This window comes from Bradyrhizobium sp. 155 (assembly GCF_023101105.1).
Lineage (GTDB): Bacteria > Pseudomonadota > Alphaproteobacteria > Rhizobiales > Xanthobacteraceae > Bradyrhizobium > Bradyrhizobium canariense_D.
The window spans coordinates 5,424,577-5,446,257 of sequence record NZ_CP064704.1 but is presented as its reverse complement, the minus strand read 5'-3'; the positions used below and the strand labels follow the sequence as shown (position 1 = coordinate 5,446,257).

The 21,681-nt window shown below is 64.0% G+C and carries 19 protein-coding genes; 12 read left to right on the top strand and 7 right to left on the bottom strand.

The genetic code is table 11. The features are described 5' to 3' along the window. Window positions 1–4 precede the first annotated feature (4 nt). Together IVA93_RS26410 and IVA93_RS26405 are read left to right on the top strand one after the other, a co-directional pair. A complete protein-coding gene (locus tag IVA93_RS26410; protein ID WP_018457079.1) occupies window positions 5–2,368 on the top strand; it encodes a thiamine pyrophosphate-binding protein in 2,364 nt (787 codons plus the stop codon). A gap of 206 nt (window positions 2,369–2,574) precedes the next feature. Further along, window positions 2,575–4,005, top strand: coding sequence for an aldehyde dehydrogenase family protein (locus IVA93_RS26405; RefSeq protein ID WP_018457078.1), 1,431 nt, complete (start codon window positions 2,575–2,577; stop codon window positions 4,003–4,005). Window positions 4,006–4,173: 168 nt separating this feature from the next. Here IVA93_RS26405 and IVA93_RS26400 read toward each other — a convergent pair whose 3' ends face one another. After that, window positions 4,174–5,151, bottom strand: a complete 978-nt coding sequence (locus IVA93_RS26400) for an SMP-30/gluconolactonase/LRE family protein (protein ID WP_018457077.1) — start codon at window positions 5,149–5,151, stop codon at window positions 4,174–4,176. An 89-nt stretch (window positions 5,152–5,240) separates the two neighbouring features. On the opposite strand from IVA93_RS26400, the gene IVA93_RS26395 reads away from it, so the two are divergent. Continuing rightward, the gene (locus tag IVA93_RS26395; protein WP_018457076.1) at window positions 5,241–6,065 is read left to right on the top strand and encodes an NAD-dependent epimerase/dehydratase family protein; all 825 of its coding nucleotides are present in this window, start codon (window positions 5,241–5,243) and stop codon (window positions 6,063–6,065) included. 38 nt (window positions 6,066–6,103) lie between these two features. On the opposite strand, the gene IVA93_RS26390 is transcribed toward IVA93_RS26395, so the two are convergent. After that, complete coding sequence (locus IVA93_RS26390) at window positions 6,104–7,375, bottom strand: MFS transporter (protein ID WP_018457075.1); 1,272 nt, start codon at window positions 7,373–7,375, stop codon at window positions 6,104–6,106. 300 nt (window positions 7,376–7,675) lie between these two features. On the opposite strand from IVA93_RS26390, the gene IVA93_RS26385 reads away from it, so the two are divergent. Further along, window positions 7,676–8,089 carry a hypothetical protein gene (locus tag IVA93_RS26385; protein WP_018457074.1) on the top strand — a complete coding sequence of 138 codons (414 nt, stop codon included), beginning with the start codon at window positions 7,676–7,678 and terminating at the stop codon, window positions 8,087–8,089. A gap of 66 nt (window positions 8,090–8,155) precedes the next feature. On the opposite strand, the gene IVA93_RS26380 is transcribed toward IVA93_RS26385, so the two are convergent. Together IVA93_RS26380 and IVA93_RS26375 are read right to left on the bottom strand one after the other, a co-directional pair. Further along, on the bottom strand, window positions 8,156–8,572 hold the full coding sequence (locus IVA93_RS26380; RefSeq protein WP_026233295.1) for a DUF1236 domain-containing protein: 417 nt from the start codon (window positions 8,570–8,572) through the stop codon (window positions 8,156–8,158). Window positions 8,573–8,752: 180 nt separating this feature from the next. After that, the gene (locus tag IVA93_RS26375) at window positions 8,753–9,454 is read right to left on the bottom strand and encodes a GntR family transcriptional regulator (RefSeq protein WP_026233294.1); all 702 of its coding nucleotides are present in this window, start codon (window positions 9,452–9,454) and stop codon (window positions 8,753–8,755) included. 175 nt (window positions 9,455–9,629) lie between these two features. Here IVA93_RS26375 and IVA93_RS26370 point away from each other — a divergent pair, with 175 nt between their 5' ends. The 4 genes from IVA93_RS26370 to IVA93_RS26355 all read left to right on the top strand — a co-directional run bounded on the left by IVA93_RS26370 (window position 9,630) and on the right by IVA93_RS26355 (window position 14,498). Further along, the gene (locus IVA93_RS26370) at window positions 9,630–11,360 is read left to right on the top strand and encodes an IlvD/Edd family dehydratase (protein WP_039799978.1); all 1,731 of its coding nucleotides are present in this window, start codon (window positions 9,630–9,632) and stop codon (window positions 11,358–11,360) included. Window positions 11,361–11,422: 62 nt separating this feature from the next. Further along, window positions 11,423–12,430 (top strand): TRAP transporter substrate-binding protein, encoded by a 1,008-nt coding sequence (locus tag IVA93_RS26365; protein WP_026233293.1) that lies wholly within the window; start codon window positions 11,423–11,425, stop codon window positions 12,428–12,430. Window positions 12,431–12,579: 149 nt separating this feature from the next. Then, the gene (locus IVA93_RS26360; protein WP_018457069.1) at window positions 12,580–13,161 is read left to right on the top strand and encodes a TRAP transporter small permease; all 582 of its coding nucleotides are present in this window, start codon (window positions 12,580–12,582) and stop codon (window positions 13,159–13,161) included. Next, a complete protein-coding gene (locus tag IVA93_RS26355; RefSeq protein ID WP_026233292.1) occupies window positions 13,158–14,498 on the top strand; it encodes a TRAP transporter large permease in 1,341 nt (446 codons plus the stop codon). Before IVA93_RS26360 ends, IVA93_RS26355 begins: the two co-directional genes overlap by 4 nt. Window positions 14,499–14,515: 17 nt before the next feature. On the opposite strand, the gene IVA93_RS26350 is transcribed toward IVA93_RS26355, so the two are convergent. Further along, window positions 14,516–15,310 (bottom strand): enoyl-CoA hydratase/isomerase family protein, encoded by a 795-nt coding sequence (locus IVA93_RS26350; protein WP_018457067.1) that lies wholly within the window; start codon window positions 15,308–15,310, stop codon window positions 14,516–14,518. A gap of 225 nt (window positions 15,311–15,535) precedes the next feature. Between IVA93_RS26350 and IVA93_RS26345 the strand changes: the two genes are divergently transcribed. Beyond that, window positions 15,536–16,771, top strand: coding sequence for an NAD(P)/FAD-dependent oxidoreductase (locus IVA93_RS26345; protein ID WP_247368226.1), 1,236 nt, complete (start codon window positions 15,536–15,538; stop codon window positions 16,769–16,771). On the opposite strand, the gene IVA93_RS26340 is transcribed toward IVA93_RS26345, so the two are convergent. Together IVA93_RS26340 and IVA93_RS26335 are read right to left on the bottom strand one after the other, a co-directional pair. Then, window positions 16,758–17,675 carry a ribokinase gene (locus IVA93_RS26340; protein ID WP_018457065.1) on the bottom strand — a complete coding sequence of 306 codons (918 nt, stop codon included), beginning with the start codon at window positions 17,673–17,675 and terminating at the stop codon, window positions 16,758–16,760. The genes IVA93_RS26345 and IVA93_RS26340 overlap by 14 nt on opposite strands. Before the next feature lie 18 nt (window positions 17,676–17,693). Then, entirely contained in the window at window positions 17,694–18,587 is an 894-nt protein-coding gene (locus IVA93_RS26335; RefSeq protein ID WP_007593904.1) for a sugar kinase, read from the bottom strand. Between the two features lie 210 nt (window positions 18,588–18,797). Between IVA93_RS26335 and IVA93_RS26330 the strand changes: the two genes are divergently transcribed. The 3 genes from IVA93_RS26330 (at window position 18,798) to IVA93_RS26320 (ending at window position 21,627) form a co-directional block, all read left to right on the top strand. Next, on the top strand, window positions 18,798–19,646 hold the full coding sequence (locus tag IVA93_RS26330) for a VOC family protein (protein WP_247539563.1): 849 nt from the start codon (window positions 18,798–18,800) through the stop codon (window positions 19,644–19,646). A 221-nt stretch (window positions 19,647–19,867) separates the two neighbouring features. Continuing rightward, window positions 19,868–20,527 (top strand): TetR/AcrR family transcriptional regulator, encoded by a 660-nt coding sequence (locus IVA93_RS26325; RefSeq protein ID WP_018457063.1) that lies wholly within the window; start codon window positions 19,868–19,870, stop codon window positions 20,525–20,527. 290 nt (window positions 20,528–20,817) lie between these two features. Further along, complete coding sequence (locus tag IVA93_RS26320) at window positions 20,818–21,627, top strand: ABC transporter permease (protein ID WP_007593901.1); 810 nt, start codon at window positions 20,818–20,820, stop codon at window positions 21,625–21,627. The last annotated feature ends 54 nt before the right edge of the window (window positions 21,628–21,681 follow it).

The following is a 21,681-nucleotide window of genomic DNA, read 5'->3' as shown; positions in this document are numbered from 1 at the left end:
TGCCATGCCCGTTGATACCGCCCGCCTCGACACCTTGACCGCGCTGGCCCGCAAGGCGCTGTGGCTGTCGTCATGGACCATCCATCACGCCAACCACATCCGCCCGAATGCGGACGGCCTGAAAGTCGGGGGACATCAGGCCTCGTCGGCCTCGCTCGCCACCATCATGTCGGCGCTGTATTTCCACGTGCTGAAACCCGAAGATCGCGTCGCGGTGAAGCCGCATGCGAGCCCGGTGTTCCACGCCATCCAGTATCTGTTCGGCCGGCAGAGCCGCGAGAAGCTGGAGAACTTTCGCGGCTTCAAGGGCGCGCAGTCCTATCCCTCGCGCACCAAGGACGTCGACGACGTCGATTTCTCCACCGGCTCGGTCGGCCTCGGCGTTGCGCAGACGCTGTTCGCCTCGCTGGTGCAGGACTACGTCAAGGCGCATGGCTGGATGAAGCATCGCCGCGAGGGGCGGATGATTGCGCTGGTCGGCGACGCCGAGATGGACGAGGGCAACATCTTCGAGGCGCTGGCGGAAGGCTGGAAGCACGGCCTGCGCAACACCTGGTGGGTGGTCGACTACAACAGGCAGTCGCTCGATGCCGTCGTCCGCGAAGGTCTCTGGGAAAAGTTCGAGACCGTGTTCCGCAATTTCGGCTGGGACGTGGTGATCGTGAAATACGGCCGGCTGATGCGCGAGGCCTTTGCGGAAGCTGGCGGCGAGGCGCTGAAGCGCTGGATCGACAATTGTCCGAACGCACTCTACGCCGCATTGTGTTTTCAGGGCGGCGCGGCGTTCCGCAAGCATTTGCACGACGAGATCGGCGATCAGGGCCCCATCACCAAGCTGATCGACAGGCGCAGCGACGACGAGCTACTGGCGCTGATGTCGAACCTCGGCGGCCATGACATGGCGAGCATGCTGGACGCCTTTGAATCCATCGATCACGATCGCCCGGTCTGCTTCATCGCCTACACCATCAAGGGCGTCGGCCTGCCGTTCCAGGGCCACAAGGACAATCATGCCGGCCTGATGACGGTCGCGCAGATGGAGAAATATCGCGACAGCCAGAACATCCGGCCCGGACACGAATGGGACAGATACGAGGGTCTCGCGCAAAGTGCCGCCGAGCTCGACGCCTTCCTCGCGGGCGTGCCGTTCAACCAGGACGGCCGCCGGCTCACCGCGCCTGTTATCGAGGTGCCGTCGCAGCTTGCCTTCAAGCCGGCGCCGCAGATGTCGACCCAGCAGGGTTTTGGGCTGGTGCTGAACGAGATCGCGCGCGGCGACAGGGAGCTCGCCAAGCGCATCGTGACGACATCGCCTGACGTCACCGTCTCGACCAATCTCGGTCCGTGGGTGAACCGGCGCGGCCTGTTTGCGCTCGGCGAGAAGGCGGACTTATTCCGCAGCGAGAAAATTCCATCCACCTTCAACTGGGACTTCTCGCCCAAGGGCCAGCATCTCGAACTCGGCATCGCCGAGATGAACCTGTTCATCATGCTCTCGGCGCTCGGCCTGTCGCACCAGATCAACGGCGAGCGGCTGCTGCCGGTCGGCACGCTCTACGATCCCTTCATCGAGCGCGGTCTCGATGCGCTGAACTATGCCTGTTACCAGGATGCGCGCTTCATGGTGGCGGCGACCCCCTCAGGTATCACGCTCGCGCCCGAAGGCGGCGCGCATCAGTCGATCGCAACCCCTTTGATCGGCATGGCGCAGGATGGCCTTGCCTCGTTCGAGCCGGCCTTTGTCGACGAGCTCGCCGTGATCATGGGGTGGGGCTTCAATCACATGCAGCGCGATCCGGGTGAGGGCGGCTCGGTCTATCTGCGGCTCTCGACGCGCTCGATCGAGCAGGCGCAGCGGATCATGACGCCCGAGCTCGCACAGGGCATCACCGACGGCGCGTATTGGTTGCGCAAGCCGGGCCCCAATGCCGAAGCCGTCATCGCCTATACCGGCGCCGTTGCGCCAGAAGCGATCGAAGCGACCGGCTTCATCGGCGAGAGCCGGCGCGACATCGGCCTGCTCGCGATCACGTCCGCAGATCGTCTGCATGCGGGATGGACCGCCGCACGGAAATTGCGCCGTGATCGGCGCGGCGTGCAGCATCTCAGCCACATCGAAAAACTGCTAGCACCGCTGCCGCGCGACTGCGGCATCGTGACCGTGATCGACGGCCATCCGGCGGCGCTCGGCTGGCTCGGCAGCGTCCGCGGCCATCGCGTCGAGGCGCTCGGCGTCGAGCAATTCGGCCAGACCGGCACCATCGCCGACCTCTACCGCCACCACGGCATCGACGCCAACGCCATCATCGATGCGGCCGAAAGCCTCACCACCGGCGCGCCGGTGTTGCATCGGAAGATGGCGGTGTAGTTCTCCGTCGTCGTCCTAGCCCCCGTGCGCAATTGCGCACTAGGCCAGGACGAGGGCAATCGAGACCTTGCCACCCCTCCGCCATCGGCTCATATAACCTCCGTCCGCCGCAATGCTGGCCCCGCACATGGCGGGTTCAATTGCCGGCGCTTTCGTGCAAGGATGCCTGCCGAAACGCCCCCCAAGCCCCCAAGAAGAGGTTCACTATGGTCAATCGCATGCAGTTCTACATCGACGGCGCCTGGGTCGATCCCGCCGTCAAGAAGTCCACCGCCGTGGTCAATCCGGCGACGGAAGAGGCGATGTACGAGGTTGCGCTGGGCTCCAAGGCCGACGTTGACAAAGCCGTCGCCGCCGCCAAGCGCGCGTTCGTGACGTTCTCCCAGACCAGCCGTGACGAGCGCGTCGCGCTGCTCACCAAGGTCATCGAGATCTACAAGGGCCGTCTCAAGGAGATCGGCGCCGCCGTCTCCGACGAAATGGGTGCGCCGCTGCCGATGGCGGAGAAGCTGCAGGCCGGCGCCGGCCTCGGCCACCTCATGACCACGCTCGACGTGCTCAAGAACTATCATTTCGAGGAACCGGTCGGCACCGCCATGGTGCTGCGCGAGCCGGTCGGCGTGGTCGGCATGATCACGCCCTGGAACTGGCCGCTCAACCAGATCGCCTGCAAGGTCGCGCCCGCACTCGCCGCCGGCTGCACCATGATCCTGAAGCCATCGGAGTTCACCCCGACCTCGGCGCTGATCTTCGCGGAAATCCTCCATGAAGCCGGCGTGCCGAAGGGCGTGTTCAACCTCGTCAACGGTCTCGGTCCCGAGGTCGGCGCCGCCATGAGCGAGCACCCCGATATCGACATGATCTCCTTCACCGGCTCGACCCGCGCCGGCATCGACGTGGCCAAGCGTGCGGCACCGACCGTGAAGCGCGTCAGCCAGGAGCTCGGCGGCAAGTCGCCGAACGTCATCCTCGAAGGCGCCGACCTCACGAAGGCGGTGACCGGCGGCGTGATGCACATGTTCAACAACTCCGGCCAGTCCTGCAACGCGCCCTCGCGCATGATCGTGCCGGCCTCGAAGATGAAGGAAGTCGCCGCGATCGCGAAGGCCGTCGCCGACAAGACCAAGGCGGGCGATCCGCGCGCCGAAGGCACCACCATCGGTCCCGTGGTCAACCGCGGCCAGTGGGACAAGATCCAGGGCCTGATCAAGAAGGGCATCGACGAGGGCGCAACGCTCGTCTCGGGCGGCCCGGGCCTGCCCGAGGGCGTCAACAAAGGCTTCTATGTCCGTCCGACCATCTTCGCCGACGTCACCCCCGACATGACGATTGCGCGTGAAGAGATCTTCGGACCGGTGTTGACCATCATCGGCGCCAAGGACGAAGCCGAGGCGGTGCACATCGCCAACGACACGCCCTATGGGCTTGCGGGCTACGTCACGGGCGCGTCCGTCGAGGACGCCAAGCGCGTCGGCCGTCAGATCCGCGCCGGCAACGTCAATCTGCAGGGCGTGCCCAACGATCGCTCCGCGCCGTTCGGCGGCTACAAGCAGTCCGGCAACGGCCGCGAGTGGGGCAAGTACGGCCTCGAGGACTTCCTCGAAGTGAAGGCCGTCGCCGGCTTCAACGCGGCGTAGGCGTTAGCGCCTGGGTAAACATGACGCCGGAGCGGCCAACTGCTCCGGCGTTTTTGTTTGTTCGTCATTGCGAGCGAAGCGAAGCAATCCAGAAATCTTTCTGCGGAGACAGTCTGGATTGCTTCGTCGCAAGAGCTCCTCGCAATGACGAGGAGAGAGTTGGGAAGACTATCCCCCGACCGCGCCCTGCGTGTTCACATACAACGCGTAGATCGACTGGCTCGCGGCCATGAACAGGCGGTTGCGCTTGACGCCGCCGAAGCAGAGATTGGCGCAGCGTTCGGGCAGCGCGATGCGGCCGATCATGACGCCGTCGGGCGCGAACACCACGACGCCGTCGAGCTCGGGATCGCCCATGCCCCAGCCGCACCAGAGATTGCCGTCGATGTCGCAGCGCATGCCGTCCGGCGTGCCCGGGCCGGCGTCGATGTGGACGCGCTTGTTGGAGATGGTGGTGCCGTCAGGCGAGACGTCATAGGCGAGGATTTTCCGGTTCGGCACGCCGCGTGATTCCACGACGTAGAGGATTTTCTCGTCCGGCGAGAAGCACAGGCCGTTGGGCCCGAGCACGCCTTCGGCAACGATGGTCGCCTTGCCGGTCGTGGGATCGAACCTGTAGACGTTCGGCTCGATCTCGGGCTCGGCCTTGTAGCCCTCGTAATTGCCGAGCAGGCCGAAGGTGGGATCGGTGAACCAAACCGCGCCGTCGGACTTCACCACGACGTCGTTCGGCGAGTTGAGCTTCTTGCCGCCGAACGAGTCCATCAGCACGGTGATGCTGCCGTCATATTCGGTTCGGGTGACGCGTCGCCCGCCATGCTCGCATGTGACGAGCCGACCCTGGCGATCCCGGGTGTTGCCGTTGGCGAAATTGGAGGGCTTGCGGAACACGCTGACCGCACCGGTCTCCTCTTCCCATTTGACGATGCGCTGGTTCGGAATGTCGCTGCACAGGAGATAGCGCCCGTCGCCGAACCACACCGGACCCTCGGCCCAGCGCAGGCCGGTCGTCAGCCGCTCCACCGCCGAGAGTTTCAGCCAGTATTTTTCGAAGCGGGGATCGAGTGCCTTTATCGCCGGATCGGGGTAGTAGCTCGCCGGCCGCCAGCCTGGCCGCTCCTGGGGATGGGACGATGCCTCATTCATGTCGGTTCTCTCGTTTCGTTCCCTCTGGACAATCCTGCTATCATTAGAGACATGTGACCGCAAATTGGTTGCCAAAGGCGAGGAAAGACATGCCGCGTATCTTGATGACGGGAGCTTCGGGCGGGATCGGAACGCGCCTGCGAAAACTGTTGCCGCCGATCTATCCGGACCTGCTGCTCAGCGACATCCGCGCGCCGGCCGATCTCGGCCCCAACGAGCAATTCAAGGCTGCGGACCTCTCTGACCTGGCGCAGTGCGAGGCGATCTGCGAGGGCGTCGACGGCATCATCCATTTCGGCGGCTATTCGGTCGAAGGTCCCTGGAACGACATCCTCCAGGCCAACATCATCGGCGGCTACAATTTGTTCGAGGCCGCGTACCGCAAGGGCGTCAAGCGCGTGGTGTTCGCCTCCTCGAACCATGCCGTCGGATTCTATCCGCGCCACCACAAGATCGGCACCGACGTGACCCCGCGCCCCGACGGCCGCTATGGCGTCAGCAAGGTATTCGGCGAAGCGGTCGGCGCGCTCTATGCTGACAAGCATGGCCTGAAGGTGACTTGCCTTCGCATTGGCAATTTCGGCGACGTGCCGCTGGACCATCGCCGGATCTCGATCTGGCTGAAGCCGGAAGATCTGGTGCAGCTCTGCCGGATCGGGCTCGAGCATCCCGACATTCATTTCGAGATCTTCTACGGCGTGTCCCTGAACGAGCGTGCCTGGTGGGACAACCACCGCGCCTACGAGTTCGGTTACCGTCCGACGGGGCGCTCCGAGGATCATGTGGCACATGCGATGGCCGAGCAGGCCAAGCTGAAGCCCGATCCGGTCGGCGATCACTATCAGGGCGGCGCGTTCTGCAGCAACGAGTTCGACGGCGACACAAGTCGCATCATCGATTGGACCAAGCGGTAGGAGCGCATTCGCAAATCCAGGGCGTCGGAATCGACGCGCTAAACAACGCGTTTGCCGGCCTGGACCGCGATGGGCCTCTGTACAAAGTACATCAGGATCAGGGAAATCACCGCCGTCGTCACGACGACGTATCCCAGCCGGTCGAAATGCCGGAGCGTACCGTCGGCGTCCTGCGCGATGAGTGCGGCGGCGAGCACGGAGCCGAGCCCGCCGGAGAGCTGTTGCAGCGACGCGCCGACCGCGCTGAAGGAGCCGCGTTGCGCCGGCTCGGGGATTGCCGAAATCAACGCCTGCGAAGGAATCATGCGGGAGAAGATGCCGACGAACATCAGGACGTTGACCAGGATCGCGACCGTCAGGCTCACCTCGCCGAGATGGGTGTAGATCAGCACCATCACGATGGACATGGCGCTGCCGAAGACGAAGGTGGGGTATTTGCCGAAGGCATCGCTCGCGCGTCCCACCAGCGGGCCGATGACAATGCTGAACAGGCCGGAGACGAGATAGATCGTCGGCAGATGCACGATGTCGATGCCGAGATTGTGCACGGTGTAGGCGCTGCCGAACGGCATCAGCATGTAGCCGCCGGTCGCCAGCAGGGTCGTTACCGAAAACGCCATCCAATAACGCGGCTGCGAGACCGTGGCGATCAGATGCCGGAACGGATTTCGATCCTGCTTCAGCCCGAGATGGCCGTTCACCGGCTTCATCAGGAGCATCACTGCGGTCATCCCGATCACCGACAGTCCGACCAGCGCGCCGAACGCGACGTGCCAGTTCCACTGGTTGGCGAGGAAAAGACCGGCCGGGATGCCCAGCACCTGGCTTGCAGCGAAGGCGGTTTGCACGAAACCCATGACGCGGCCGCGCAATTGCAGCGTGAACAAATCGGTGACGATGGCGAGCACGACCGAGCCGATCACGCCGCCGAACAGGCCGGTCACGATCCGCCCCAGCAGCAACAGATGATAGTTGGGCGCGATCGCGCACAGCATCGTGCCAAGGGTGAAGCCGGCGTAGAAGAACAACAGCAGCCGCTTGCGATCAAACCGGTCGGCAAAGCCGGCCGCCAGGATACCGGAAATCCCCGCGCTGAACGCATAGGCCGAGACCGCCACGCCGAACTGAGCGGCCGAAATATCGAGCGCCGGCATCATGATGGCGCCGAGCGGCGACATGATCATGAAATCGATGATGATCGTGAACTGGACCAGCGCCAGCAGCGCAACGAGGATCGCCTGGTAGCGCGAAAAGCCTCGGGATGGCGCTTGCCGCTCGGCGATCGGCTCCGTCAGGGTTTGTTCGGTCATGGCATTTCATTTGGGAGGGAGTGGAGGAGGACGCGCGACGTGGCGCCGGAGCCCGGCCCATATTTATTTCCGGCTCTGCGAAATTTCGATGGCTTGACAAACAGTTTTAGTGTCCGTCCCAGCGCGGTGCCTCGATTCACACGGGGCGAGCGACGCAAAGGCCTGAGCCTCGCTTTGGCCGTTCCGGCCATTGATCCAGATCAACGTTGCTCTGGCCGTCTGGCTCTCGATGTTGCGAGACCGCAATTCGGCAATCGGTGCCTCGATCACGGCTCAACGGCGGCAGCGCGAGTCAGGACAATGAAAATCGAATTGCCAGCCGCCGTACTGCTCACGCTGTTCATGTCGGGACCGGCGCGAGCCGCGATGCTCGGCGACGCCGAGGCGACGTTTCTCGACCAGCTCGTCACCGCATCCGCGGTGCTCGAACAACGATGTGTCGGCTACGAGGTCAATGGTGCCGGCAGTGTACAGCTCGGCGCCCGACTTCTCGGCAGCACGGATGCCGCGATGGCGATGATCGACGCCTATGCTGCAGCCATCAAGGCCCGCGATGGCGAGAGCTCCGATCCGGGTAAATTCCGCCCCGAAGTGTCCGACGCTGCCGGCAAAACGTTCAGGCGCGTCCGGACCGATCTGATCAGAAACCCGAAGAGAGCCTGCGCCGACTATGGCGATGCCAGCGTGGATCGCGGTCTGCTGAGGCGGTACTGAACCGGGACTTGAGGGATTCAGATCTGCGCAAACGAAAGGGCCGTCTCGAAAGACGGCCCTTGGTTGTTATTCGACGATCTCAACGATCCGGTGGGTTCGCGGTTCGACCAGAACCGTGCGACCGTTCACCACCGTGTAACGATACTCACGGGCGCCGTACTCGGGCGGCACCTCGTAATAGGTCACGCCCTCTTCCGGAAGAACCGCTCCGACTCTCACATCCTCGCGGTACTGATATGAGGGCCGCCGCTGTTCGACGACGTAGGAGTGAAAGCGAGGACGTTGATCGACACCAAGGACTCCCGCCACGCCGCCAACGACGCCGCCGACGACGCCACCCACAACTGCACCGACAGGCCCTGCCGCTCGCTCACCATCCCGCGCACCGCGTTCGACGCCTCCGGGAACGCCCTGGGCCTGGGTCGTTACGGGAAGCAGGACGGCGACGGCAACAGCGGCGGCTCCGACTAAACGGCAAATCATGGCAGCTCCTATGGTGGGGGATTGGTGCAAGACCAAGTACCAAGCCGACCATAGGTTCCCCGGAAGTTGTGGATTGCGGGCGTTATTGCCCGAATGGGCTCGTGCGGCCTGCAATTGCGGGCAATCCAGCGCGCCCTTACCGCGTGAACTGCACCACCGCGAGAAGCGAACGTCTCCCATCTATGAACGCGGGCTCTCCTGTTCGGGTCGCTCATCCCCAATCCGCGCCAGGTAATCCTTCTTGCTGAACTGCATATGATCGACGCAGAGCTGCGCCAGCGCCCAGCTGTCACGGCCCTTCAACAGCTCGATCATGAGCTCGTGCTGGCGGCGCGATTGTGCCAGTCCGTCGCTGTCGGCGAGATTCTTGGCGCGCATCGGCAGGGTCAGGTTCATGTAGTCCTGCAGCGAGCGCACCAGATAGGGATTGCCGCAGGCCGAGAACAGCGCGAGGTGGAAGGCGTCGTTGGCCTCGTGGATACCGCGCAGGTCCTGCAAATCCGCTCTCGCGCAATATTGCCGCTGCAATGCAGAGAGCTCGTCGACCAGGCCTTGCTGTGCGGGCAGGGGGATCATCAGCGCCGCCTGCCGGGTCAGCATCTCCCGGACCTCGTAGATCTGCCGGACCTCTTCGGCCGAATAGAACCGTACGGTGGCGCCGACATTCTTCTCGCGGCGGACGATGCCGCGGCGCTCCGCATCGACAAGCGCCTGGCGAACGAAGTGGCGCGAGGTGCCGTAAGCCGACATCAGCGCGTCTTCCGTGAGGCGCGCGCCTGGCGCGAGTCGGCCGAAGATGATGTCCTCCTCGAGCCGCGCGACGATATCGTCCGGATCGTCGCGCCGGATCATCGTGGCGTCTGCTGTGTGAGTGTCGGACATGCCCTCGGCCTCCCGGCGCTTGGCCGGTCGCCCTGTGGAGCAGGGAAGGCTCGGATTGTCAATAATCCGGTCGTTTATCAGTATCGCAATCCGGAAAATGGCAGGATTGACGTCTGTCTTATTGACAATCAAGGGGCAGGCTGTACGACAATGACCCTGTGACGGGAGTGGTATGATGACGAGTGGGTTGCGCAAAGGGCTGACGAGCTATGGCGATGCCGGCTTCTCGCTGTTCCTGCGCAAGGCGTTCATCAAGGCAATGGGCTATTCCGACGACGCGCTCGAGCGCCCGATTGTCGGCATCACCAACACCTATAGCGACTACAATCCCTGCCACGGCAACGTCCCGCAGATCATCGAGGCCGCCAAGCGCGGCGTGATGCTGTCGGGCGCGATGCCGTTCGTGTTCCCGACGATCTCGATCGCGGAGAGTTTTGCGCATCCGACCTCGATGTATCTGCGCAATCTGATGGCGATGGACACCGAGGAGATGATCCGCGCGCAGCCGATGGATTCGGTGATCGTCATCGGCGGCTGCGACAAGACTCTTCCTGCGCAGGTGATGGCGGCAATCAGCGCCGACCTGCCGACGGTGGTCATCCCCGTTGGCCCCATGGTGGTTGGTCATCACAAGGGCGAGGTGCTGGGTGCCTGCACCGATTGCCGTCGCCTCTGGGGCAAGTATCGCGCCGGCGAAATGGACGATGTCGAGATCGAGGCGGTCAATGGCCGCCTCGCGCCGTCGGTCGGCACCTGCATGGTGATGGGCACGGCCTCCACCATGGCCTGCATGATCGAGGCCATGGGTCTGTCGCTGCCGATGAGCGCGACGATTCCCGCCCCGCATGCGGAGCGCTTTCGCCTTGCCGAGGCGAGCGGCAGGGTGGCCGCCGAGATGGCCAAGACCAAGGGGCCGAAGCCGAGCGAATTGCTGACGCCGGCATCTTTCAAGAATGCGCAGGTTGTGCTGCAGGCGATCGGCGGCTCGACCAACGGCCTGATTCATTTGACCGCGATGGCACATCGTTCGCCACACCGGCTCGACCTCGGGGTGTTCGACCAGATCGGCCGCGAGGTGCCGGTGCTGATCGATCTGAAGCCGTCGGGCGAGCACTATATGGAGCATTTCCATCACGCCGGCGGCGTGCCGAAACTGCTGGCGCAGCTGGGCGATCTCATCGATCTCGATGCCAAGACGATCACCGGCCAGACGCTGCGCGATATCGCGGCGAACGCGGAAAACGTGCCCGGCCAGGACGCGATCCGTCCGCGCGACAATCCGATCAAGAAGGAAGGTGGCCTCGCCGTGCTGCACGGTAATCTCGCGCCGCGCGGCGCGGTCATCAAGCAATCCGCCGCGAGCCCAAAGCTGCTGCAACACATGGGCCGTGCGGTGGTGTTCGAATCCGTCGAGGATATGACGCTGCGGGTTGACGATCCCGATCTCGACGTCACGGCCGATGACGTGCTGGTGTTGCGCAACGCCGGTCCCAAGGGCGCGCCAGGCATGCCGGAGGCGGGCTATCTGCCGATCCCGAAGAAGCTCGCGCGCGCTGGGACCAAGGATATGGTGCGCATTTCGGATGCGCGCATGAGCGGCACCGCATTCGGCACCATCGTGCTGCACATCACGCCGGAATCCGCCGTCGGCGGCCCGCTGGCGCTGGTGAAGAACGGCGACATGATCCGGCTCGACGTCGCCAAGCGCAGCATCGAGCTTCTGGTGGATGCTACCGAGCTGGAACGGCGGCGTACGGCATTGAAGCCCGCGGCTGCGCCGGATGAGGCGCGGCGCGGCTATGCGTGGCTGTTCAACGAGACCATCATGCAGGCCGACGAGGGCTGCGACTTCGATTTCATGCAGAGGACTGGGAAGAAGGCTGAGCAGAAAACTAAGAGTGGGTGACCAACCACCCGGAAGCGTAGCCCAGACCGCTAAAGCGGCGGGCGTTAAAACAGGGGGCAACGATGATTGCACGATCCATGCCAAGATTCTTACATCGGCTGGCGGCGACGGCCGCGATCTTGTTCGTCACGGGCGCATCGGCGCAGGAGGTGAAGCATTATCGCTTCGCCTACGACCAGCCGCGCAACACCGGCTATTCCATCGCGGGCGACCTTTTTGCCGAGAAGCTCAAGGAATTGAGCAAAGGCACCATGATCATCGATCAATATCCGGGCGCGCAGCTCGGGCAGGAGCCGCAGGTGCTCCAGCTCGTGAAGGCGGGCGACGTCGAGTTCTCGATCATCTCCTCGGCCAACACCGCGACGATCGCACCGCAAGCGGGCGTGATGTCGTTGCACTTCCTGTTCCGCGACGAGAACCACGTGGTCAAGGGTCTGGCCGATCCAAAAGTGTTCGAGGCGCTCAAGACCATGATCGACGAGACCACGCAAGGCCTGCATGTGATCGCGACCGGATCGCAGGGCGTGCGCCACATGTACTCCAAGAAGGAGATCCACAATGTCGCTGACATCAAGAGCCTGAAGATCCGGGTGCAAGCGACTGCGACCGAGGACACCATGTTCCCGGCCTACGGCGCCCAGACGGTGCACATGCCGTTCGGCAGCGTCTACACGAGCCTGCAGACCGGCGTCGTCGACGTCGCCGAGAACAGCATCAACGTCTACCTCGTCAACAAGCACTACGAGGTCGCGCCGGTCCTGAACATCACCGAGCACGAGGCCAACAACGCGCTGGTGTTCATCTCGGACAAGCTCTGGCAGAGCCTGTCGGCCGAGCAGAAGGGATGGGTCCAGGCGGCGGGGAACGAGGTCAGCTCCAAGGAGCCGCAGAAGGCCTTCGACCTCGAACGCACCGCGGCAGAGAAGCTGAAGAAGATGGGCGTGAAGATCGTCGACAACGTCGACAAGAAGACCTTCACGGCGACCGCCGATCCCTATCTCGACAAGCTCGCCAAGGAGCTCGGCCCGCACGCCGAGAAGATCAAGGATTTGATCCGCTCGATCAACTAGGCCGCGTACCGTTGCCTCCGCGTCGTCCCGGCGAAAGCCGGGACCCATACGCCGCGGCGGAGCTTGGGGCAGGATAGCCGCCAGCTTGCTTTGGCCACACGCAGCTGGGGGTATGGGTCGCGGCTTTCGCCGGGACGACGGGGATAGTGATGACCATCGCCGACAAACTGCTGGTGGAACGCCATCGTCACCTCAAATGGCGCGGGCTCGATTGGCTCGAGCTTGCGCTGATGATCCTCTGCGGCGTGCTCTGCTTCGGCTTCTCGCTATCGGTGACCGCCGACATCGTCACCCGCACCATCGGCCATCCCTGGCTGTGGCTCCAGGAAGTGACCTCGACGCTGTTCATCTATGCGATCTTCGTCGGGACCGCGGCTGCGACCCGGCGCAACGACCACCTCTATCTCACCGCGATCTCCGAGGCGATGCACGGCACGCCGCGTCTGATCGTCGAAGTCATCATCCGGATCGTGGTGCTCGGCGTCGCCTTCGGCCTGATCGTGTACGGCTATCAGAACTATCTTCGCGGCTTCGGCAGTTTCCGCCTGCCGTCGGGCACGCCGATCGCCTCGCTCTACGCGATCATCCCTCTGTCGGGCGTGCTGATCGGCCTGTTCACCATCGAGCAGCTCGTCAACGGTCTGCGCAACGGCTTTGACCACCCCGAGCCGCCCGAAGAGGATGACGGGGCGCCTGTTATCACCGACGCGCAGATGAGGGCGCAGCCGTGAGCGCACCCCTTGTTCTGGCGTTGATGACGGTCTGCTTCCTGTCGTTCGGCTATCTCGGCGTGCCCGTGCCGTTCTCGCTGATGGCCGGTGTCTTCATCGGCGCGCTGCTGTCGGACGTCTCGCTCGCCGCAATCATCCAGAAAATCTTCGACGGCGTCGATTCCGAGGCGCTGCTGGCGATCCCCTTTTTCCTGCTAGTCGGCGAGCTCATGAGCTCGGCCAATGTGGTGGTCCGGATAGCCAACCTCTCGGTGTCGCTGGTGGGGCACATCAGAGGTGGCCTGTCGCAGGTCGTGGTGGTCTTCAGCATGTTCTTCTCGGAAATGTCGGGTTCGACCACCGCCGACGTCGCCGTGATGAGCCGCGCTCTGGGCGGCCCGATGAAGCGCGAGGGTTACGAGCCCGCCTTCATCGCCGCGATCATCGCATCCGCATCGACCATCGCGGCGCTGGTGCCGCCGAGCATCACCGCGGTGGTCTATGGCGCCGTCGGCAATGTCTCGATCGCCGGCCTGTTCATGGCAGGCGTCGTGCCGGGCCTGATGATCGGCTTCGGGTTGATGATCTATTGCTATTTCTTCGGCCCGTCCGGCCTGCGCAAGCCGCGCGCGCCGCTGCGGCAGGTGGTGTTCGCGGCCGGCGATGCGGCGCTGCCGCTGATGATTCCGGTGATCCTGTTGGGGGGCATCCTGACCGGCTGGTTCACGCCGACGGAAGCCGGTGTCGTCGCCGTGGTCTGGATTGTCGTCGTCGTGATCCCAGCGCTCAACCGCGGGCATATCAGGAAGATTCCGTACGATTTCTGTCTCGCCGGCCTGATCTTCTCGCTGCCGCTGATCACGATCGGCGCCGCCAATGCGTTCGGCTGGATGCTTGCCTATTTGCGCGGTGCAAGCTACATCGCCGAAGTCATCACCTCGCTCGCCGGCAACGATCCGCATCTGATCATGCTGCTGATGGTACTGCTGTTCACGGTGGTCGGCGATTTCATCGAACCGGTGCCGACCATCATCATTTTCATGCCGCTGGTCAACACACTGACGGAAGCCGGCGACATCAACGCCGTGCATATGGGCGTGGTGCTGATCGCCACGCTCGCCTTCGGCCTGATCACGCCGCCTTACGGCTTGGTGCTGCTGATGGCCTCGAAATTCGTCGGCGTCAGTTTCGCAAAGGCGCTACGCGCCGCTTTGCCGATCTATCTGGTGTTCCTCGGGACGATCGCGTTTGCGATCTATTTCCCGAGTGTGGTGCTGTGGCTGCCGCAGAAAGTGCTGCCGGAATCGGTCGGATGCTTCAAGTCGCCGGCGGGCACGGGCTATATCTGTCCCAAGTAAGCCTGCTCGAGTGAACGCTACTTGCTCTTGCTGGTGAATTTCTTCACGGCGGTTCGAAACTCCGCAGTGTTCATCGCCATGATGATCTTGTGCTCCTCGGCGTCGAGCTGCTGCTTCACCGGGGTCGTGGCGGCCTGGTAGACCAGCGACTTGGTGCCGGCAATCGCGGCGAGCGGGTTCTGCGCCAGCCGCTCGGCGAGGGTTCGCGTTGCCGCCTTCAACTCGGCGGCGGGAACGAGCTTCGCAACCAGACCCCATTCATGGGCCTGCTGCGCGGTAAAATTATCCTCGGCCAGGAAAATCTGCAGCGCGCGGCGGGAGCCGACCGTGTTGACGATGCCGACCGTAGATCCGCCATCCGGCGAGACGCCGATCTTGGCATAGGCCGGCGTGAATTTGGCATCCTCGGCGGCGATGCAGAGATCGGTGACGAAGGCGAGGCCCATGCCGGCGCCGGCCGCCGAGCCGTGCACGCTGGACAGCGAGACCTTCGGCATGCGCCGGAGGATCTCGATGAAGGCGTGATAGTGCTTCAACAGCTCGCCGACGACCGGCGTCACCGTGCCCGCTTCGGCGGCGGCGCCGATCGTCTGCAGATCGCCGCCAGCCGAGAAGGCGCGGCCTTCGCCTTCGAGGACCACGACCCTGATGTCGTCGGCGCCCTCAATGTAAGCCGCGAGCTGTTCGAGCTGTTGTGCAATCGCCAGATTGATCGAGTTGAACGCGGCGGGCCGGTTGAGCGTGATGGTCGCGATCGGCCCGTCGATCCGCAGCAAGGCGGGATCGTCGGGCTGGGAGACGGGAGCTGGCATCTTGAAATCCCCGGCATGAGGTCGTTCGTGCGACTAAATCGCAGAAGGCGAGGGGTGACAATCCCCGGCAGGCGCCCTTGCGCAAGCCGGAACGATAGGTTCAAATGGACCTGCCTTCGTCAGGGACGGACACGAGCGCCGGCTCCTCCTGGGCAAGCAAGCCAAAATCAGCGCGAGAGGAGACGACATGGGTGACGCTCGTGTCTTGCGGAAATGGGCTGTCCAATGACGGACGGTCCGGTGGTCATTATCGGTGCCGGCCATGGCGGCTACCAGGTGGCGGCATCGCTGCGTCAGGCGGGATTTTCCGCTGCTATCTGCCTGATCAACGACGAGGCGCATCTGCCCTATCAGCGGCCGCCTTTGTCCAAGGCTTACATCAAGGGGACCGCCGGGCCGGAGAGCCTGATGTTCCGGCCGGAGAAATTCTACCAGGACCAGAGCATCGAGCTGGTCGCGGGCCGCGCCGTGTCGATCGACCGTGCGGGGCGCAAGGTGCTGCTCGCCTCGGGCAGGACGCTGCCCTACGGCCACCTCGTGCTGGCGACCGGCGCCCGCAACCGGCTGCTCGATCTGCCCAATGCGAACCTTCCCGACGTGAAATATCTGCGCATCCTCGACGACAGCGAGGCGCTGCGGCAGATCATGCCGTCAAAGACGCGGGTCGTGGTGATCGGCGCCGGCTTCATCGGCCTCGAATTCGCGGCCACCGCGCGCATCAAGGGGCTAGAGGTCGACGTGCTCGAACTCGCCCCGCGCGTGATGGCGCGCGCGGTGACGGCTGAGGTGTCGGAGTATTTTCAGGCGCGGCATCGCGAGGCCGGCATCCGCATCCACCTCGGCGTGCAAGCAACCGCGATCGAGGCGGAGGACGGCAAGGTCACCGGCGTCTCCTTGAGCGACGGAAGGCATTTGCCGGCGGATCTTGTCGTGGTCGGCGTCGGCGTGCTGCCGAACATCGAGCTTGCGGCGGAGGCGGGGCTGCCGGTCGCGGCCGGGATCATCGTCGACGAATATCTCTCGACGGCCGATCCTGATATCTCGGCGATCGGCGATTGCGCGCTGTTCAACAGCCCGCGCTTCGGCGGATCGCAGCGGCTGGAATCGGTGCAGAATGCCACCGATCACGCGCGCTGCCTCGCGGCGCGGCTGACCGGCGACCGCAAGGCCTATGACAGCCATCCCTGGTTCTGGAGCGACCAGGGCGAGGACAAGCTCCAGATCGCGGGCCTCACCACCGGCTACGATCGCGTCGTCCTGCGCGGCGATCCCACCAGGAAGGCATTCTCGGCGTTCTGCTACAAGGGCGACAATCTGCTCGGCATCGAATCGATCAACCGTGCCGGCGACCACATGTTCGGCCGCCGCCTGTTCGGCCTGGATCGCTCGATCACGCCGGAGCATGCCGCCGACGAAAGTTTCGACCTGAAGGGCGCGCTTGGCGTGATCAGTTCGCATTGAGGACGGCGGCGACTTCCGCGGCCGTCGGCATCGACGGCCCCGCGCCCATGCGCTGCACGGAGATCGAGGCGGCGGCATTGGCGAAGGCGAGTGCTGCGCGCAAGTCGACGCCGTCGGCGAGTTGCGCCGCGAGTGCTCCCACAAAACAATCGCCTGCGCCCGTGGTGTCGACCGCCTTCACCACGCGGCCTTGCACCGAAATCTCCTCGCGTCCCGCGAGCGCCAGCACGCCACGCTTGCCGAGGGTCACGCAGATGGTCTGGTCCTCGCGCGCCTGAAGTTTTCGTGCGACGTCGAGGATGCGCGCGGCCTCGTCACTGTCGGACAACTCCACGCCGGCGAGGAGGCCGAGCTCGGTCTCGTTCAGCACGAGGATGTCGATCAGCGCGAGCAATTCGCTCGACATGGTTTGTGCCGGAGCCGGATTGAGCAGCGTCGTGGCGCCAATGTCGCGAGCCCGCCGGAAGAACGCGGCGATCGTCGGCAGCGGGATCTCGAATTGGCTGACCGCGACGTCGCCCTTGGCTAGCGGGACGGCCGCGACGTCATCGACGCCGACAAGCGCATTGCTGCCGGGAATGACGACGATGGTGTTGTCGGCCTCCGCCACCGTGATGATGGCCGTGCCTGTGTGCGCCTCGGCCGTCTCTCGGATCGCGCCGAGATCGATGCCTTGCGCGCCGAGGAACGTCCTCAGCTCACCGCCGAACGAATCCTTGCCCAGCCGGCCGATCAGCGTGGTCCGCGCGCCAAGCCGCGACGCCGCCACCGCCTGGTTGGCGCCCTTGCCGCCCGGAAAATACAGCACCTGCTTGCCGGCGACGGTCTCGCCGACCCTGGGATGGCGATCGGCTGTCGCCACCACATCCATGTTGATGCTGCCGGCGACGAAGACGCGCCCCATGAGAGACCCCTGCGAGCGCTAGACCCTAACCTCGAACTCGTGCCTGACCTTGGCGATGTCGACAAGAGTCGGCAGGCCAGCTTCGTTGCCAAGACGCTGGATCTTGAAGGTCGAGGCTGCCCGGGCAAAATCGAAATGCTCGCGCCAGCTTTTGCCGGGATGGGCGAGATAGGAATAGACATAGGCGCCATGGAAGACGTCGCCGGCGCCGTTGGTGTCGATCACGCGCTCGCGCGGAATCGGCATCGCCGGCATCACCTGCACCGTTCCGGTCTCGTCGTACCAGAGCAGGCCCTTCTCGCCCATGGTGATGCCGCCGATCTTGCAGCCGCGGCTCTTGAGATAGTCCAGCATCTTTTCCGGCGTGAGATCCATCTGCTCGCACAGGCGCTCGGCGACGATCGCGACGTCGATGAATTCCAATAGCTCATGCGTGTTGGTGCGCAGGCCGCCACCGTCGAGCGAGGTCAAGATGCCGGCCTCGCGGCAGACTTTTGCGTAGTGGATCGCGGCATCGGGCTGATGGCCGTCGACATGCAGCGCGCGGCAGCCGCCGAGATTGAGCATCGGGAAGGGATGGATGTGGTCGTCGTCGCGGCAGCGGACGATGGCGCGCTTGCCGTCCTTGGGCATGATGAAGGACAGCGAGGACTGATTGACCTTCCGCCCATGGAGCGAAATCGCATATTTCGCGCACATGTCCATGAACATGCGGCCGAGCCAGTCATTGGCCGCGGTGGCGATCAGATCGGGCACGATGCCGAGCTTGGCGCAGCAGAACGCCGCGGTCACCGCATTGCCGCCGAAGGAAACCGCGTAGTCGGAGGCCACGTGCTTCTCGTCGCCGGTCGGCATGTGGTCGGTGATGAAGACGACGTCGATATAGGTCTGTCCGATGAAGAGAGCCTGCATTGCTTGTCCGTGATGCGCTTTGTGGTCCCGGCCGGCGTGCTTACTGTAACACCGGTTCCGTCGCGGGACCGCTGAAATTATTCGCAAAACCGCCGCTGGGAGTGCTTGAGGTCGGCATGCGGCCGGAATACGACCATCACCGGGTAATGCCAAGCCCGGACAAACGCCGTCTCTCGGTCCACGGTTCCGGGCCGCTCAACAGGGGGAAGCATGATCACCGGCCTCGATCACGTCGTCGCACTGGTCAGGGATATCGGTGCGGCCAAGGCGGCCTATCAGACGCTGCTCGGGCGCGCGCCGGCCTGGCAGAACTCGGGCGAGGGCGCCGACCGGGTGTTGTTCACTCTTGCGAACATGACGATCGAATTGATGGCGCCGAACGGCTTCAGCGTGGCCGCCGACCGCATGCGCGCGCTGCTCGATGACCAGGAAGGCGTGCTCGCCAGCCTGTGCTTTCGTGTCGCGGACATGAGAAAAATGCACCGGCGGCTGGAGCGGGTGGCGCTCAAGCCGGATCCGGTCGCCGAGGTCGAAAGCAGCGATGCGGAGAGCGGTGCGGTCCTGCACTGGAAGCGGACGCGCGCCGCCACGGAGCTCACGCGCGGCGTGCGCATGTTCTTCCTCGAACTGGCTGATGAGCGTCCGCTTTCGCCGGCGACCGATATCGCGCCGATCGATGCGCTCGACCACGTCGTGATCACGACCGAAGACTCCGATCGCGCCGCCGCGCTCTATGGCGCGCGGCTCGGGCTCGATCTGGCGCTTGACCGCTCGCACCAGGATTGGGGCCAGCTGATGTTCTTCCGCTGCGGCGATCTCGTCGTCGAGGTGGTGCGCCGCCCCGTTGCGGGCGGCGATTCCCTGCATGACCGCCTCTGGGGCCTGAGCTGGCGGGTGGCCGATATCGACGCCACGCGCGCCCGCCTGATTGCCGCCGGCCTCGACGTCAGCGACGTGCGCAACGGCCGCAAGCCGGGCACGCGGGTGATGAGGGTGCGGACCGGCACCTGCGGCACCCAGACGGTCCTGCTGGAGCGCTCGTCGAAGCCGGTGGATTGAGGTTCAGTCCTCCCCTCGTCATTGCGAGGAGCTCTTGCGACGAAGCAACCCAGACTGCCTCCGTGGTGGCAGTCTGGATTGGGTCGCTACGCTCGCAATGACGAAACTATGCGGCGGGCCGAGCGCGTGTTACACGGCATCCTGATAGCACCCAGCGAGCAACCGGTTTGGCGAAAGCAGCGGCAAAGCGAACTCTGAAATGGCAGCGCGATCCCGAGGGGATGCGGCTGCGCATTCTCGAAGCCGCCAAGCAGGAATTCTCGGCGCACGGGCTTGCCGGTGCGCGCGTCGACCGCATCGCGGCCAACGCCGGCGCCAACAAGCGGATGCTGTATTATCACGTCGGCAACAAGGACGAGCTCTATCTCGCGGTGCTCGAAGGCGCCTATGACAAGATCCGCAGCGAGGAGCGCGGGCTCGATCTCGAACATCTCGATCCGCCCGAGGCCATCCGCCGCCTGATTGAGTTCACCTGGAATTATTTCCTGCGCAATCCCGAATTCCTGTCGCTGCTCCAGACCGAGAATCTCGCGCGCGCAAAGCATCTCAAGAAATCGACCAAGGTGAAGTCGATGCACTCGCCCTTCGTCGAGATGATCGGCACCGTGGTGCGGCGCGGTGTGTCCGGCGGCGACTTCAAGGTCGCGGTCGATCCTGTCCAGCTCTACATCTCGATCGCGGGACTCTGCTTCTTCTATCTGTCGAACTCGGCGACGCTTAGCGTGATCTTCGGTCGCGATTTGCTGGCCAAGGACGCCAAGGACGAGCGGCTGGACCACATGGTCGGCCTCGTGCTGGCAGCGCTGACGGGGCAGTCGGCCGCACTGTTAGCTATGACGAAGGCGCCGAAGTCGCGCGCTGCGGTGGCGCAGACGGTTTAGCGGTGTAACTCGCTACAGCTCGATGGATTATCGGCGCTTCTCCGAACTCAGCCGTCATCGTCCGGCTTGACCGGACGATCCAGTACTCCGAGACGGTTTTGGTTGAGCCGACGGGTCGCGGCGTACTGGATTCCCCGCCTTCGCGGGGAATGACACCGAAGACGTGGCGCTGCCGACGCGTCCCTCAAGCCACCCGGAACCCGCCCAAAACGTCACAGGAAAACCGCTGGACAGTATTTACCCAACGGGTTAATTTCTCGCCCAACGAACAAGACTGCCGGGAGTGAGACGTGGCTGAGCTGAAGCCGCAGAGTGCGGTGTCCAAGATGCTGAATGCGGCCTGGATTCGGCCGTTTTTGTTCCTGGTGTTCATCGTCGTGGCCTGGGATCTCGCCATCCGGCTGTTCAAGATTCCCGCCTACCAGATCCCGTCGCCGGGCGATGTCATTGCGGTGCTGCGCACCGATTGGCCGGAACTGTTGCGCCAGTCCTGGCCGACGACTTATGCCACCGTCTGCGGTTTCGCGCTCTCGGCGTTGTTTGGCATCCCCATCGCGATGCTGATCGCGGGCTCCAAGACGGTGGAGAGCTACGTCTATCCGCTGCTGGTGTTCTCGCAATCCGTGCCGAAGATCGCGATCGCGCCGCTGTTCGTAGTCTGGTTTGGCTTCGGCATCATTCCGAAAGTGATTTCGGCGTTCCTGCTCGGCTTCTTTCCGGTGGTGGTCTCCGCCGTGCAGGGCTTCAAATCGGTCGATCCAGATATGGTCGATCTCGCCCGCGCCATGCAGGGCAGCCGCTTCCAGGTGTTTTGCGCGGTGAACCTGCCGCATGCGCTGCCCGCGATCTTCTCCGGCCTCAAAGTGTCAGTGACGCTCGCCGTGGTCGGCGCCGTCGTCGGCGAGTTCGTCGGCTCCAATTCCGGCATCGGCTATGTGATGCAGCGCTCGATCGGCACCTTCGACCTGCCCACGATGTTCGCAGCGCTCGTGATCCTGGCGCTGCTCGGCGTCATCCTGTTCTGGATCGTGGACCGGATCGAGAAGCTGGTCATTCCCTGGCATGTCAGCCAGCGCGAGGACGTGATTTTCGCCTCTTAACAGCAACCAAAGCAACGAACGGCCGCCAAAGGCCGGCGCAACAACGATAAGGGA